Source organism: Endozoicomonas euniceicola (assembly GCF_025562755.1).
Lineage (GTDB): Bacteria > Pseudomonadota > Gammaproteobacteria > Pseudomonadales > Endozoicomonadaceae > Endozoicomonas_A > Endozoicomonas_A euniceicola.
Window position 1 is genome coordinate 832,001 of the sequence record NZ_CP103300.1, and the last position, 13,354, is coordinate 845,354.

Consider the following 13,354-nt stretch of genomic DNA (forward strand, 5'->3'; position numbering starts at 1 on the left):
CTGAACGCTTAGACTGGGTCGGCTTCCGCTTCAGCAACAATCTGGCTTTCCTTTTCCTGACCTGCATCCATTGTTACTGGACTGCTGTCTGACAATGATGACTTCAGAACTTCCAGAACCAACGCATCAAAGTCCAGTCCTACCGCCTTCGCAGCCATAGGCACCAGACTGTGTTCCGTCATACCCGGAATGGTATTCACTTCCAGCAACCAGAAACGCCCACGCTGGTCTGCCATAAAGTCCACACGCCCCCAGCCTGAACAACCAATCGTTTCAAAGGCTGTCAGGGCAATCGCCTGCATTTCCTGCTCACGGGTTTTGCTGAGGCCGGAAGGCAGAAGATAACCGGTATCATCAGACAAATACTTCGCCTCATAATCATAAAACTCGTTCTGAGCTTCAATACGGATTACCGGCAGAGCTTCACCATTAAGAATCCCCACGGTGTATTCAGGCCCGTCAATAAACTGCTCAACCAGAACCGAGCTGTTATGCTGAGAAGCTTTCTCAAAAGCAGGGAGAAGATCCTGCTCACGATCCACCCGCGCTATACCCACACTGGAACCTTCCAGGCTGGGTTTAACAAATACCGGCAGCAAGTCGGAACAGCACTCAAGCATATCCGGGGTTTCTACCAGACGAAAATCTGGAGTAGGCAACCCAACAGCCTGCCATAACAGTTTGGTGCGATACTTATCCATTGCCAGCGCTGAGGCCAGAACACCACTGCCCTGGTAAGGAATACCCATGGACTCCAGCAACCCCTGAACAGTACCGTCTTCCCCACCACGCCCATGCAGGGCAATAAAGGCACGATCCGGCTGCCAGGCTTCCAGCTGCCCCATAAGGTCATCAGCCGGGTCAATCATTCTGCAATCCACACCGCTGCGAACCAGTGCCGCATAAATCCGGTCGCCAGTCACCAGACTGACTTCTCTTTCAGCTGAAGTACCGCCCAGAAGGACAGCCACTTTACCAAATGCCCGGGGATCAAAATGATCTCGATTCTGACCAGTCTTTATGCTGACGTTGGATTCATTCATTCCTGTAAGACCTGCTTGTGGCATGGACTTCATTTCCACTTATTGCCGGCGAACTCACACCGGCTCTCCTAGTTTCTCACTCAATTTCAGGGACAGCGCGCCAATATCACCCGCTCCCTGAGTCAACAGCAAATCGCCATCGTGTAATACGCCGGCAAGAATCGTGTCAAGCGCTTCCGGATCGGAAACAAAAATCGGGTCCAGCTGCCCCCGCTGGCGAATACTGCGACACAAACTGCGACTATCCGCGCCGGGTACAGGTTCTTCACCCGCCGCATAAACTTCCATCAGCAACAGAACATCCACCCTGGACAGCACGTCAACAAAGTCTTCATACAAGTCACGGGTGCGGGAATAGCGATGCGGCTGATATAACATGACCAGTCGCTTATCATTCCAGCCATTACGAATCGCGCTAACCGTGGCTGCGACTTCTGTCGGGTGATGACCATAGTCGTCCACCAACATAATGTTGCCCGTATCGCCTTCATTATTAATATGACGGTAATGCCCCTGTACCTGAAAGCGTCGACCCACACCCTGAAACTGTCGCAACCCTTCACAAATAGCGGCATCAGCAATACCTTCATCAGAAGCCACTGCAAAGGTGGCCAGGGCATTGAGAACATTGTGATGCCCCGGAATGTTCAGTTCCATCTCAACCGTCTCACCAGACTGACGACGCACTAGGTCAAACCGGGTTTTCATCCCTTCCTGACGGATATTCACAGCCCGGATATCAGCCTCTTCATTCACGCCATAAGTAATGATTTGTCGTTTAATCGACGGTAACAGCTCACGTACCACAGGACAATCGACACATACGACAGCCAACCCATAGAATGGCAGGTTATGCAGAAAGTCCACGAAGGTTTTCTTTAACTTACCAAAGTCACCCTCATAGGTTTCCATGTGATCCGCATCAATATTGGTCACAATGGCGACCATGGGCTGCAGGTGCAAAAACGAAGCGTCCGACTCATCAGCTTCAGCGATCAGATACCGACTTCCCCCCAGCTTGGCATTGGTACCCGCAGAATTCAGACGGCCACCAATCACAAAGGTCGGGTCAAGGTCTGCATAACCAAATACCGACGCCAGCAGGCTGGTTGTAGTGGTTTTACCATGTGTACCCGCCACGGCAATACCGTGACGATAACGCATCAGCTCAGCCAGCATCTCCGCCCTGGGAACCACCGGCAGGCGCAGTGCTCTGGCTTCAACGACCTCAGGATTTTCACCGGCTACTGCGGTTGACGTTACCACTACATCCGCACCGTGGACATGACCTGCATCATGCCCAATGAATACCTTGATGCCTTGTTGTTCCAGACGTCGGGTTACCGGTGACCGTCGAATGTCTGACCCGGATATTTCATAACCCTGGTTGCACAGAACTTCAGCAATACCGCACATACCGGTACCACCAATACCGACAAAATGAATACGACGGATACGACGCATTTCCGGCACCGGAGTCACCGGAAACATTCGATTATCAGACATCAGCCACCTCCAGACAGTGCTCTGCCACCTGCCGGGTAGATTCCGGCAGGGCAATAGAGCGGGCAGCCGCCCCCATCTGCTCAAGCCGTGAACGATTTTCAATGAGTTCCTGTAACATTCTGGCCAAACTGCCTTTAGTAAATTCGTTTTGCTGGATCATCAGAGCCGCGCTCTGCTCAACCAGATAATGCCCATTGGCGGTCTGGTGATCGTCAACGGCATAGGGATAAGGCACGAGTATCGAAGGCCGCCCGGCCACCGCCAGCTCAGACACCGTTAACGCGCCTGAACGGCAGAGAATCAGGTCAGCCCAGTCGTAAGCCTCTGCCATATCATCAATAAATTCTTCAACCCGGCCATCAACACCATGGTCACAATATAACTGCCTGGTTGCATCAAGGTTGCCCTTGCCCGTCTGGTGCCAGGCCTGAAGCGACTGCTCTGCGCCCGCCTGTGACTGTTCTTTCAGCGATTCTTTCAATAAGGACAAAGCGACAGGTACCGTCTGGTTGAACACCTGCGCACCGCGACTGCCACCGACCACCAGTAATCGAACAGAGGCCTCACCACGCTGTTCCAGTTTCTGTACGGCGCTCTGGATATCAGTCCTGACAGGGTTGCCCGTATGGAACACCTTCCCGGAATTCATACCCGCTTTTTTGAAGGTATCCGGAAACGCTTCCAGCACGCGACTGGAAATGCGGGCCAGTACTTTATTCGTCAGCCCGGCAATAGCATTCTGCTCATGTATCACCAGCGGCACACCCAGCAGGCGGGCAGCAAGACCACCCGGCCCTGTTACATACCCACCCATACCCAGAACACAGACTGGCTTATGTTGTCGCAACGCTTTGACGGCTCGCAGCAGGGACACAGAAATTCGCCAGGGGGCTTTCAGCAGGAAGCTCAACCCTTTCCCACGCAACCCGGTCACTGGCAGAAAGCTGATATCAAAGCCATACTTTGGCACCAGCTCCGCCTCCATACTGCCTGGCGTTCCCAGCCAGTGGATAGAAAAACCTCTTGCCTTCAGCTCCTGGGCTGTCGCCAGAGCCGGAAAGATATGCCCACCCGTACCGCCTGCCATCACAACGATGGTTGGTCGTTCATGGGCTGGCTGTTTTACAGCAGAGGAATGCTCAGGCATGGCGCTCTCCCCGACTGACTGATCGCCTGCGTTGTCCCGCAGGTGTGTCTTTAACATTGAACAAGCGTCGCTCATAATCAATTCGTAACAACAATCCAAACGCCAGACAGTTAATCAACAGACTACTGCCTCCATAACTGATTAACGGTAACGCCAGCCCCTTAGTGGGGAGAAGCCCGGTATTTACACCAATATTGATCAGCGCCTGGCCACCAAATAACAGAGCAAACCCATAGGCGACATAGCCATGGAACAGCAAACCTTTCTGCTCACAACGGAAACCAATCTGTAAAACCCGCCAGGCAATAAACAGGAAAAGCAGTACAACCACCGTACAGCCAAAAACACCGAACTCTTCAGCAAGCACTGCAAACACAAAATCCGTGTGCGCTTCCGGCAGATAAAACAACTTCTGAATACTGTTACCCAGACCAACGCCAAACCATTCACCCCGACCAAAAGCAATCAGCGCCTGGGTTAACTGATAACCACTGCCAAAAGCATTACCCCAGGGGTCAAGGTAAGAGGTCAGCCGAGCCATTCGGTAAGGTTCAATCCAGATCAGCAAACCGACGGCGAGCCCCAGAAAAACGATCAACACGGTAAACTGAATCTTCGGGGCGCCCGCCATAAAGATCATGCCCATAGCTGCCGTCATCAGTACAACAACAGAGCCAAGATCCGGTTCCAACAGTAGCAGGACTGCCGAGACAATCAGTATAAACAGGGGTTTGAGGAAGCCCCTCCACTGGGTCCGGACTTCATCCAGACGCCGCACCAGATAAGCCGCCAGATAAACGACGATGCATAGTTTAGCCGCTTCAGACGCCTGTAAATTAAATATTCCCAGTGGTATCCAACGCACGCTGCCGTTTATTTCACGCCCGATAATCAACACCAGAAACAGCAGTGAAATCCCCCCAAACAGAGAAACCCAGCTGTACTGCTCTATCTTTTTAACAGGCACAAGCAGCATTAACAGCATGCAAAACAGACCACTCCCGACAAACAGGCACTGTTTGATCAGGATATACATCGAGTTATTGTAAAGACTGTCGGACTCACTCATGGAAGCCGAACTGACCATCACCAGCCCAACCACCAGAAGCGCTAATATGGCACTCAACAAAGGCAGGTCAACCTGACTGGTTCCGGTACCTTTACTATCGAATTCCGGTAGCAGCTTCTGATGGATTGTCATACGGACTCCCCTTCAAGAAGCTCAACCACCTGCTGGCGAAACAAATCCCCACGCTGCTCAAAACTGGCAAACATATCAAAACTGGCGCAGGCGGGTGCCAGCACCACGGCATCACCGGGCTGACTAGCCCGGGCAGCTATAACAATGGCTTCATTCAGATCCTTCGCATACACAGAAGGCACGACATGACCAACAGCCTGCTCAATAGCAGGCGCATCACGCCCCATTAACACAAGTGTTCTGACAAACTGGCTGACCGGCTGCCTGAGTTCAGAAAAATCAGCACCTTTGCCGTCACCACCTGCAATAAGAACCAGCTTTCCTTTCAGGGTATTTCCAAGCCCTTCGATGGCTGCAACCGTTGCCCCCACGTTGGTGGCCTTGGAATCATTAATCCAGACCACGCCATCCTGCTCTGCCACCCATTCGCAGCGATGCTGCAAACCGGCAAAGCGCTTTAATACTGACAACATGGCACTCAGGGGAATACCCACCTGCTCACCCAGTGCCAGCGCCGCAAGCGCATTGGTCTGATTATGTTGCCCACAAAGCTTCATTTGTGAACTGTCGAGCAACTTCTCTACGCCCTTACACAACCAGGTGGTATCACCTTCCTGTAGCAGTCCGTAGTCGTGCAAATCAGGTTTTCCGGCGGTAAACGCCACGCCACTCACCGCAACAGGAAGCAGAGGGGTCGTCAAAGCGTCCTGCTTGTTGTAAACCGCACTTTTACAGCCTTTATAAATACGCTGCTTGGCCTGATGGTATTCGACCATGGACGGGTAGCGATCCATGTGGTCGGGGCTCAGGTTAAGCACCGTTGCTGCCGCAGCTTCCAGAGAATACGTAGTTTCAAGCTGAAAGCTGGACAACTCAAGGATATAAAGTTCACTGCCACCGTTATCCAGCAGCTCAAGTGCTGGTGTTCCGATATTGCCACCAATACCCACCTGAATACCGGCTTCCTTAGCCATTTCACCGAGCAAGGTGGTAACCGTGCTTTTACCATTTGAACCAGTGATGGCAACAATGGGGGCTTTCGCGTCACGACAGAACAGTTCGATATCGCCTACAACGCTTGCACCACAAGCCACCGCCTCCGAGATAGACGGTTCAGCCACGGCAATCCCCGGGCTGACCACCAGCTCATCAGCACTGTTCAGCCAGTCCTGATTAAAGCCACCGGTATACACCTCGACATCCGGGTATTCAGCCTTCAGCTGATCAATACCCGGTGGCTGCTCACGAGTGTCCATCACCCTGAATGGCAACTGCTTTTCTGACAGATAACGAACACAGGACAGGCCGGTCTTACCCAGACCAACGATAACCCGTAAACAACTTGAAGCGATCAGTTCCGACCCCATAAATCTGCCTTAATCCCTAGCGAATCTTCAGTGTTGCCAGGCCGACCAGCACCAGAATCAGCGTGATGATCCAGAAGCGAACAATGACCCGCGGCTCCGGCCAGCCCTTCAGCTCAAAGTGGTGATGAATGGGAGCCATACGGAAAATACGACGCCCGGTCAGTTTGAAAGAAGCTACCTGCAAAATAACCGACACGGTTTCCATAACGAATACACCGCCCATAATGATCAGCACAATTTCCTGCCGGACAATGACCGCAACCGTACCCAGTGCCGCACCCAGAGCCAATGCGCCGACATCACCCATAAAGACCTGGGCCGGGTAGGTGTTAAACCAGAGAAAACCCAGACCGGCTCCAACAATTGCGCCACAGAAGACAATGAGTTCACCACTGCCGGAAATAAACGGAATATGCAGATACTGGGCAAAATTCGCGTGACCGCTCAGATAGGCAAAAATGGCAAGAGCAGCGGCCACCATCACGGTGGGCATAATCGCCAGACCATCAAGGCCATCCGTCAGGTTAACCGCATTACTGGTACCCACAATCGTCAGATAAGTGATCAGGACGAAAAACGGACCGAGGGCTATGGTGACACTCTTAAAGAACGGAACAATCAGCGAGGTTTCAGCAACGCCGGAAGCCGTCATAAACAAAAACATCGCCGCACCGAAACCGGCCACCGACTGCCAGAAGAATTTCCAGCGGGCAGGCAGCCCCCGGGAGTTTTTCTCAACCACCTTGCGATAGTCATCCACCCAGCCGACGATGCCAAAAACACCGGTGGTCAGCAGTACAACCCAGATATAGCGATTTTCCAGATTGGCCCATAACAGGGTACTGATGGCGATACACACCAGAATCAGGGCACCCCCCATCGTTGGGGTTCCCGCTTTGCTGAGGTGCGATTTAGGGCCGTCATCACGCACAGACTGGCCAATCTGGTGATAACTCAGACGACGAATCATATGCGGCCCGAGCCAAAGGCTAAGGGTCAGAGCAGTCAACACGCCAAGGATGCCCCTGAGCGTTAAATATTTGAACACGGCAAAACCGTGGTAGTACTGGGATAAAAAATCCGCCAGCCAGAGCAGCATTGTCAGCGCTCTCCCTTATAGTCTGATCCCACCAGGGATCGTACGATATCCAACATTCCCATCCCCCGTGAACCTTTAACCAGCACAGTCACCGGCAGAGCGTCCAGCCCTGTCAGCAAAGACCGCAGCCCGTTCACAAGAGACTCTTTCGTTTCAAAATGACGTCCGGCACTGCCATAGGCAGACACCGCCTGCCGGGAAGCCTCACCCAGAGCAAAAAACGTTTCAACGCCCCTGTCCCGGGCGTAGGCACCCACATCCAGATGCCTCTGCTGTGAGACCGCTCCAAGATCCAGCATATCCCCCAGCACCATAACCCTGTGACCTTCACACTCTGCCAGCTGATCAATAGCTGCCAGCGTGGCCCTGGGGTTGGCGTTGTAGGTTTCGTCAATGACCAGCGTCTGGTCGTCTAACTGAAAGCGTTGTCCACGACGCTGGTAAGGGCGGGCATTTTCCAGCCCCTGAACGATCTTGTCCAGTCCGATACCGGCAGCAGAGGCCGCCACTGCCGCACAACAGGCATTCTGAACCTGATGCTGCCCCCAGAAAGCAATGGTCAGCGCCTTTTGTTCACCCTTTAAATTCAGGGTGAAACGCATACCTTCAGCGGTGGTTTCAACATGACTGGCATAACTATCCGCTTCCGGATTGCTCAGACTGAATGACATCACCTGCCGCTGCTCACTCCCGGATAACGTCCGTTGTTGCCAGTCATTAAAAAAAGTGTCATCCAGATTTAAAACCGCTGTCCCTTCAGGGGACAGATAATCCAGGATAAACCCCTTCTCCTGAGCCACGCCCTCAACACTGACCAACTTGTCCAGATGCGCTTCAGCGGCATTGGTAATCACCGACACATCCGGATGGGTCAGTTCAGAGATATACCCAATTTCACCCGGCGAGCTGGTTCCCAGCTCAATAACCGCAAACCGGTTATCAGCCTCCACAGAAAACAGTGTCAAAGGAACGCCAAAGGCATTATTCAGGTTGCCAAGGGTTGCCAGCGTTGAGCCTTCCTGATCAAGAATGGCCGCCAGCATCTCTTTTACCGATGTTTTGCCGCAGGAACCGGTAATCGCCAGAAACGGAATATCTGTCTGATTGCGGTTAAAGGCGCCAAGCTGGCCCAGTGCTTTCGACGTATCCTCCACAAGGATATAACTGCCACCGTTTATATCAGCAGGCGCTTCCTGAACCAGTACAGCTGCTGCTCCCGACTCCAGAGCCTTGACTGCATAAGCATGACCGTCGAAGTTGGGGCCCTTGATAGCAATAAACAGTTCACCGGGCTTTACAGAACGGGAATCAATACTGATACCGGAAATGTTCAGGTCATTACCGTGTAAACGTCCGTTAAGCTCCGCAGCCAGCTCCGAGAGCTGATAAGTCCGGATCATAATGCTCTCCATTGTGAAAGCGCGCGGGAAACATGATCTCTGTCGTCAAACGGAAGGCGTTTACCTTGCACTTCCTGATAGTCTTCATGCCCCTTACCGGCCACCACCACAATTTCACGCTCGTGCGCTTCAGCGATGGTACTGGCAATGGCTTTGGCACGGTCAGTTTCAGTGACAACATTGACCTTTCCGAAATCAACGCCATTCACGGCATCGGCAATGATTTGCTCCGGATCTTCACTGCGAGGGTTATCACTGGTTACCACCACCTTATCAGCACCATTGACCGCCGCACGGGTCATCAGCGGACGCTTGCCACGATCCCGGTCGCCCCCACAGCCAAATACGCAGGTCAAACGACTTGCGCCGTGTTCACGCAGCGCTTCCAGTACGCTTTCAAGAGCGTCCGGAGTATGGGCGTAATCAACCACAACCATTGGCTTATGACTGCCGCCAAAACGCTGCATGCGACCCGGAACAGTGGTTAAACGGGAGATAAACGACAGAACCCGATCAAAGGCATAACCCTGAATACAGACACAGCTCAGAACCGCCAACAGGTTTTCCAGATTAAATCGACCCAGCAATGAGGTACGCAGCTGACCAGTGCCCCAGGGGCTATGCACCTGACTCACTAAACCGTCAGCAGTCAAAGCAAAACTTTCAGCATAAACGTCAGCTTCAGGATTAGACGTGGAGTAAGTCAGCACCTGCGTCTGACTGCCGCAAGCTTTTATCATCATGCCACTGTAATCATCATTCAGGTTGATAATGCCCTGTTTCACACGACCACCAGCAAACAACAGCGACTTGGCTCTTGCATAAGCGTCCAGCGTGCAATGGTAATCCAGGTGATCCCTGCTGATATTGGTGAACACGCCAATATCGAACTGAACGCTATCAACTCTTCCCTGGTCCAGGCCGTGGGAAGACACCTCCATAGCCATGGCTTTCACACCACTGGCACCCAATTCAGCCATATACTGATGCAGGGACACAGGATCGGCCGTGGTATTGAGGCAGGGTTCCAGTGACGGCGGCACCCCTTTGCCGATGGTACCCATGACCGCACAGGGTTGCTGCAACATAGAGAGCAACTGGGCTATAAACCAGCAGCAGGAAGTTTTACCGTTAGTCCCGGTAACACCCACCACATTCAAGTTTGCAGAAGGCTGCCGATAGAAACGATCAGCAAGAAAACCGATACGATCCTTCAGGCCCGATACAAAAATAACCGGCACATCATTTGCCTCAGCACGAACCCATTTAATGGTTGCTTCCTGTTCACCTTCGGATTCAGCAATCACAGCTGCCGCCCCCGCAGAAACCGCCGCATCGATGTACTGGCGCCCATCGACAGCCAGCCCGGGAATCGCCAGAAACAACTCACCCCCGATCAGCTTGCGGCTGTCGAGGGCTAATCCGGATATCGGTTTATCGAGTTCAAGAGGCGGACAGTCAAGAACCGCCAATACTGCGTTAAGTGTATTTACCAGGCTGCCAGCCATTACCTTCCTGCTTATCTGTGGAACGCTCATGCCAGTAAAATAACCATGAGCAGAGCTTCATAAAAAAACGACTAACCTGCGTCGTTAAGAACATATCTGAACCAGCCACCTACTCCGGCGGTCAACACATCTTTGTGTCCGGGCTTAACCCCAAGCATCCGTAATGCCTGGGCATTCACTTTGGAAAACACCGGAGCGGCTGTCAGACTGCCGTAATATTTCTCACCCGCCGGATCATCAATGATGACAACGGTTGCCAGTTTAGGGTTATCTGCCGGCACAACACCCGCAAATAAACCAACATGACGATCCTCAGAGTAGCCGCTGCCACCGACCTTGCGTACCGTACCGGTTTTACCGGCGACCGGGTAAGAGGGAATTGAGGCCCTGCGCCCGGAACCCTGACTCACTACAGAACTGAGCATACCCAGCACTTCTTTAGCCACTCGCTCATCAATCACCCGCTTCCCCTGTGGCGGTACGTCGCGCTTGATTAAGGAGACGGGACGTAACACTCCGCCCGCACCCAGCACCATATAGGCCTGAGCCAGCTGCAATGGCGTAACCGTCAGACCATAGCCAAAGGACAGCGTCGATAATTCAAAATCGCTCCAGCGATCCTTATAAGGCAGAAAGCCCGTTCGCTCGCCGGGAAAGCCGGTTCCCACACTCTGCCCCAGACCGATCCGGCGCATTACGCTCATCACGCCATCTGCACCGACTTCCATGGCAATTTTACTGACCCCGATATTACTGGAGCGAATCAGCACGGTTTCCACATCAATGGTGCCATAGCCATTCAGATCACGAACGGCATTGCGCCCAACCCGCATATAACCGTTACCAGTTTTAATCTCGGTATCCCGGTTGTAGTGTCCGGATTCCATACCGGCAACAACGGTGAAAGGCTTCAGGGTTGAACCAGGCTCAAAGAGATCGGTCATTACGCGGTTACGCATGCGATAAGCCTGCATACCAGAACGGTTATTGGGGTTATAAGAGGGCTGATTGACCATCGCCAGAACCTCACCGGTTTCGATATCCAGCATAACCAGTGAACCGGAACTGGCTTTCAGCTCGGTAACAGCCTTTTTCAGCTCACGATAAGCCATATACTGAAGCCGCAGATCAATACTGAGCATGATCTCCTTACCGGGTTCAGCACTTTTCGTGACTTCCGCCTCTTTAGCCAGCCGTCCACGACGATCCTTTAACGTTCGCCGGGTTCCGGGTTTACCCGTCAGCCAGCTGTCGTAACCCAGCTCCAGGCCTTCCTGACCTTTGTCATCAATTCCGGTGATACCCACCAGGTGAGCCGCCACTTCCCCCATTGGGTAGTAGCGTTTATGCTCGTCGTAGCTGTTCACACCGGGAATATTCAGATTCAGAATCGCCATCCCCTCTTCCGGCGTCACCTGCCGCTTGAGGTAGATAAATTCCTTACTGGCATTATTTCGTATCCGGGTCGCCAGCTCTGATGCCGGAATCTCCAAAGCCCTGGCAAGCTTTGGCCAGTGCTCCTGCTGATCAACCAGTTGCCGGGGGTCACCCCACAGAGTCATGACCGGCGCACTGACCGCCAGCATCTTACCATTTCGGTCAAAAATGACCCCACGGTGTGCAGGAATGGACTCATAACGCACAGTACGCTTGTCCCCCTCCTGCTGAAGAAAGCTACTGTCGTATACCTGTAAATACATAACCCTCGACAGGATAACCATTCCAGCGAGAGCGAACAGACCTTTCAGAATTCGATAACGAGCAGGGTATCCCTGCAGGCTTTTCCCGGTTCTGGCATTTTTTCTGGTGTTTTTATCACTTTGTCGGGTAATGGCTATCATGGCGCCACCACTTCGATATGCCCGGAATCCGGAACATTCATTCCCAACTCTCCCCTGGCTAATGATTCAATACGTCCCGGCGAGGTCAACATGCCATGTTGAAGCAACAGCTTGCCCCACTCTACCTGGGCAGTATTCAGGTTCTCCTGCTCCTGCTGGAGAACATTGTGGAGCCGTCTGTTTTCATGACCGGCATAACTGACAGCCACACCCGATACCAACACCAGCAGAAGCAACAAGCCTGCCAGGGCATTGGCACGATTAAACAACGCTAATAACGGCTCTTTGTCCATAGGATCAAACCAGTTTTTCTGCCACCCTCATCACGGCGCTGCGCGCTCGCGGGTTAGCGTCTACCTCTGTTTTACCAGGCTTAATAGCCTTACCCAGAGGCCGCATTCTCTTGTTAAGCTGATCTTCCCGCACCGGCAACCAGCTTGGCAGCTCATCACCTTTTGCATGCTTGCGAATAAAGCGTTTAGCAATGCGATCTTCCAGCGAGTGGAAGCTGATGACCACCAGCCGACCACCAGGCTTCAGTACTTCAAGCGCTTTATCCAGACACTCCACCAGGTCATCCAGCTCACGGTTAATGTGAATACGGATAGCCTGAAATGCTCTGGTGGCCGGATGCTTGCCCTTTTCACGGGTCGGGCAGGCTGCGGCAATAATCTCAGCAAGACGCTTCGTGGTCGTGATGGGTTCTTCAACTCTGGCGGCCACAATGGCGCGAGCCATTCGTCTGGAAAAACGATCTTCGCCGTACTCCCAGATCACCTTGCTGATTTCCTGTTCCTCTGCCCGGTTGATCCAGTCAGCGGCACTTTCACCCTCAGTGGTGTTCATGCGCATATCCAGCGGGCCATCGTTCATAAAGCTAAACCCACGTTCAGGTGAATCGAGCTGCGGGGACGACACCCCCAGGTCCAGCAACACTCCATCCACCCGGGTACCGTTCAGCATCTTATCCAGCTCGATAAAAGAGCCGTGATGAATAGCAAAACGCTTATCCTGCTCAGCCAGCTCAGTTCCGACAGCAATCGCTCCTGGATCTTTGTCGATACCATAAAGCCGACCTTCTTCGGCCAGTCCGTCAAGGATTGCCCTGCTGTGGCCTCCCCTGCCAAAAGTGCCATCTACATAGACACCCCGGGGGTCAGTTAACACAGCCTCTACGGCTTCATCCAATAGCACGGTAACGTGCTTATCTGTATTACCCATCACTTACTACGATGACTCTTT

General features: G+C 52.8%; 11 protein-coding genes. All 11 read right to left on the bottom strand.

Features of this window, described 5'->3' with window-relative positions; all coding sequences use genetic code 11:
* Positions 1 to 8: 8 nt before the first annotated feature.
* From NX720_RS03040 to rsmH, 11 genes are read right to left on the bottom strand one after another with little or no spacing between them, the layout of a single operon-like run.
* On the bottom strand, positions 9 to 1,043 hold the full coding sequence (locus NX720_RS03040) for a D-alanine--D-alanine ligase (protein ID WP_262599303.1): 1,035 nt from the start codon (positions 1,041 to 1,043) through the stop codon (positions 9 to 11).
* Between the two features lie 54 nt (positions 1,044 to 1,097).
* Complete coding sequence (murC, locus tag NX720_RS03045; RefSeq protein WP_262599304.1) at positions 1,098 to 2,549, bottom strand: UDP-N-acetylmuramate--L-alanine ligase; 1,452 nt, start codon at positions 2,547 to 2,549, stop codon at positions 1,098 to 1,100.
* Complete coding sequence (gene murG / locus NX720_RS03050; protein WP_262599305.1) at positions 2,542 to 3,696, bottom strand: undecaprenyldiphospho-muramoylpentapeptide beta-N-acetylglucosaminyltransferase; 1,155 nt, start codon at positions 3,694 to 3,696, stop codon at positions 2,542 to 2,544. Before murG ends, murC begins: the two co-directional genes overlap by 8 nt.
* Complete coding sequence (ftsW, locus tag NX720_RS03055; protein WP_262599307.1) at positions 3,689 to 4,897, bottom strand: putative lipid II flippase FtsW; 1,209 nt, start codon at positions 4,895 to 4,897, stop codon at positions 3,689 to 3,691. Before ftsW ends, murG begins: the two co-directional genes overlap by 8 nt.
* Positions 4,894 to 6,264 (bottom strand): UDP-N-acetylmuramoyl-L-alanine--D-glutamate ligase, encoded by a 1,371-nt coding sequence (murD, locus tag NX720_RS03060; protein WP_262599309.1) that lies wholly within the window; start codon positions 6,262 to 6,264, stop codon positions 4,894 to 4,896. Before murD ends, ftsW begins: the two co-directional genes overlap by 4 nt.
* A 16-nt stretch (positions 6,265 to 6,280) precedes the next feature.
* Positions 6,281 to 7,363: a phospho-N-acetylmuramoyl-pentapeptide-transferase gene (mraY, locus tag NX720_RS03065; protein ID WP_262599311.1), complete on the bottom strand. Its 1,083-nt coding sequence runs from the start codon at positions 7,361 to 7,363 to the stop codon at positions 6,281 to 6,283.
* Between the two features lie 2 nt (positions 7,364 to 7,365).
* Positions 7,366 to 8,763, bottom strand: a complete 1,398-nt coding sequence (locus tag NX720_RS03070; protein WP_262599312.1) for a UDP-N-acetylmuramoyl-tripeptide--D-alanyl-D-alanine ligase — start codon at positions 8,761 to 8,763, stop codon at positions 7,366 to 7,368.
* Positions 8,760 to 10,301 (bottom strand): UDP-N-acetylmuramoyl-L-alanyl-D-glutamate--2,6-diaminopimelate ligase, encoded by a 1,542-nt coding sequence (locus NX720_RS03075; protein WP_262599313.1) that lies wholly within the window; start codon positions 10,299 to 10,301, stop codon positions 8,760 to 8,762. Before NX720_RS03075 ends, NX720_RS03070 begins: the two co-directional genes overlap by 4 nt.
* Positions 10,302 to 10,342: 41 nt before the next feature.
* Positions 10,343 to 12,112: a peptidoglycan D,D-transpeptidase FtsI family protein gene (locus NX720_RS03080; RefSeq protein ID WP_262599314.1), complete on the bottom strand. Its 1,770-nt coding sequence runs from the start codon at positions 12,110 to 12,112 to the stop codon at positions 10,343 to 10,345.
* On the bottom strand, positions 12,109 to 12,405 hold the full coding sequence (gene ftsL, locus NX720_RS03085) for a cell division protein FtsL (RefSeq protein WP_262599315.1): 297 nt from the start codon (positions 12,403 to 12,405) through the stop codon (positions 12,109 to 12,111). Before ftsL ends, NX720_RS03080 begins: the two co-directional genes overlap by 4 nt.
* Positions 12,406 to 12,409: 4 nt before the next feature.
* Complete coding sequence (gene rsmH / locus NX720_RS03090) at positions 12,410 to 13,333, bottom strand: 16S rRNA (cytosine(1402)-N(4))-methyltransferase RsmH (protein ID WP_262599316.1); 924 nt, start codon at positions 13,331 to 13,333, stop codon at positions 12,410 to 12,412.
* Positions 13,334 to 13,354 lie beyond the last annotated feature (21 nt).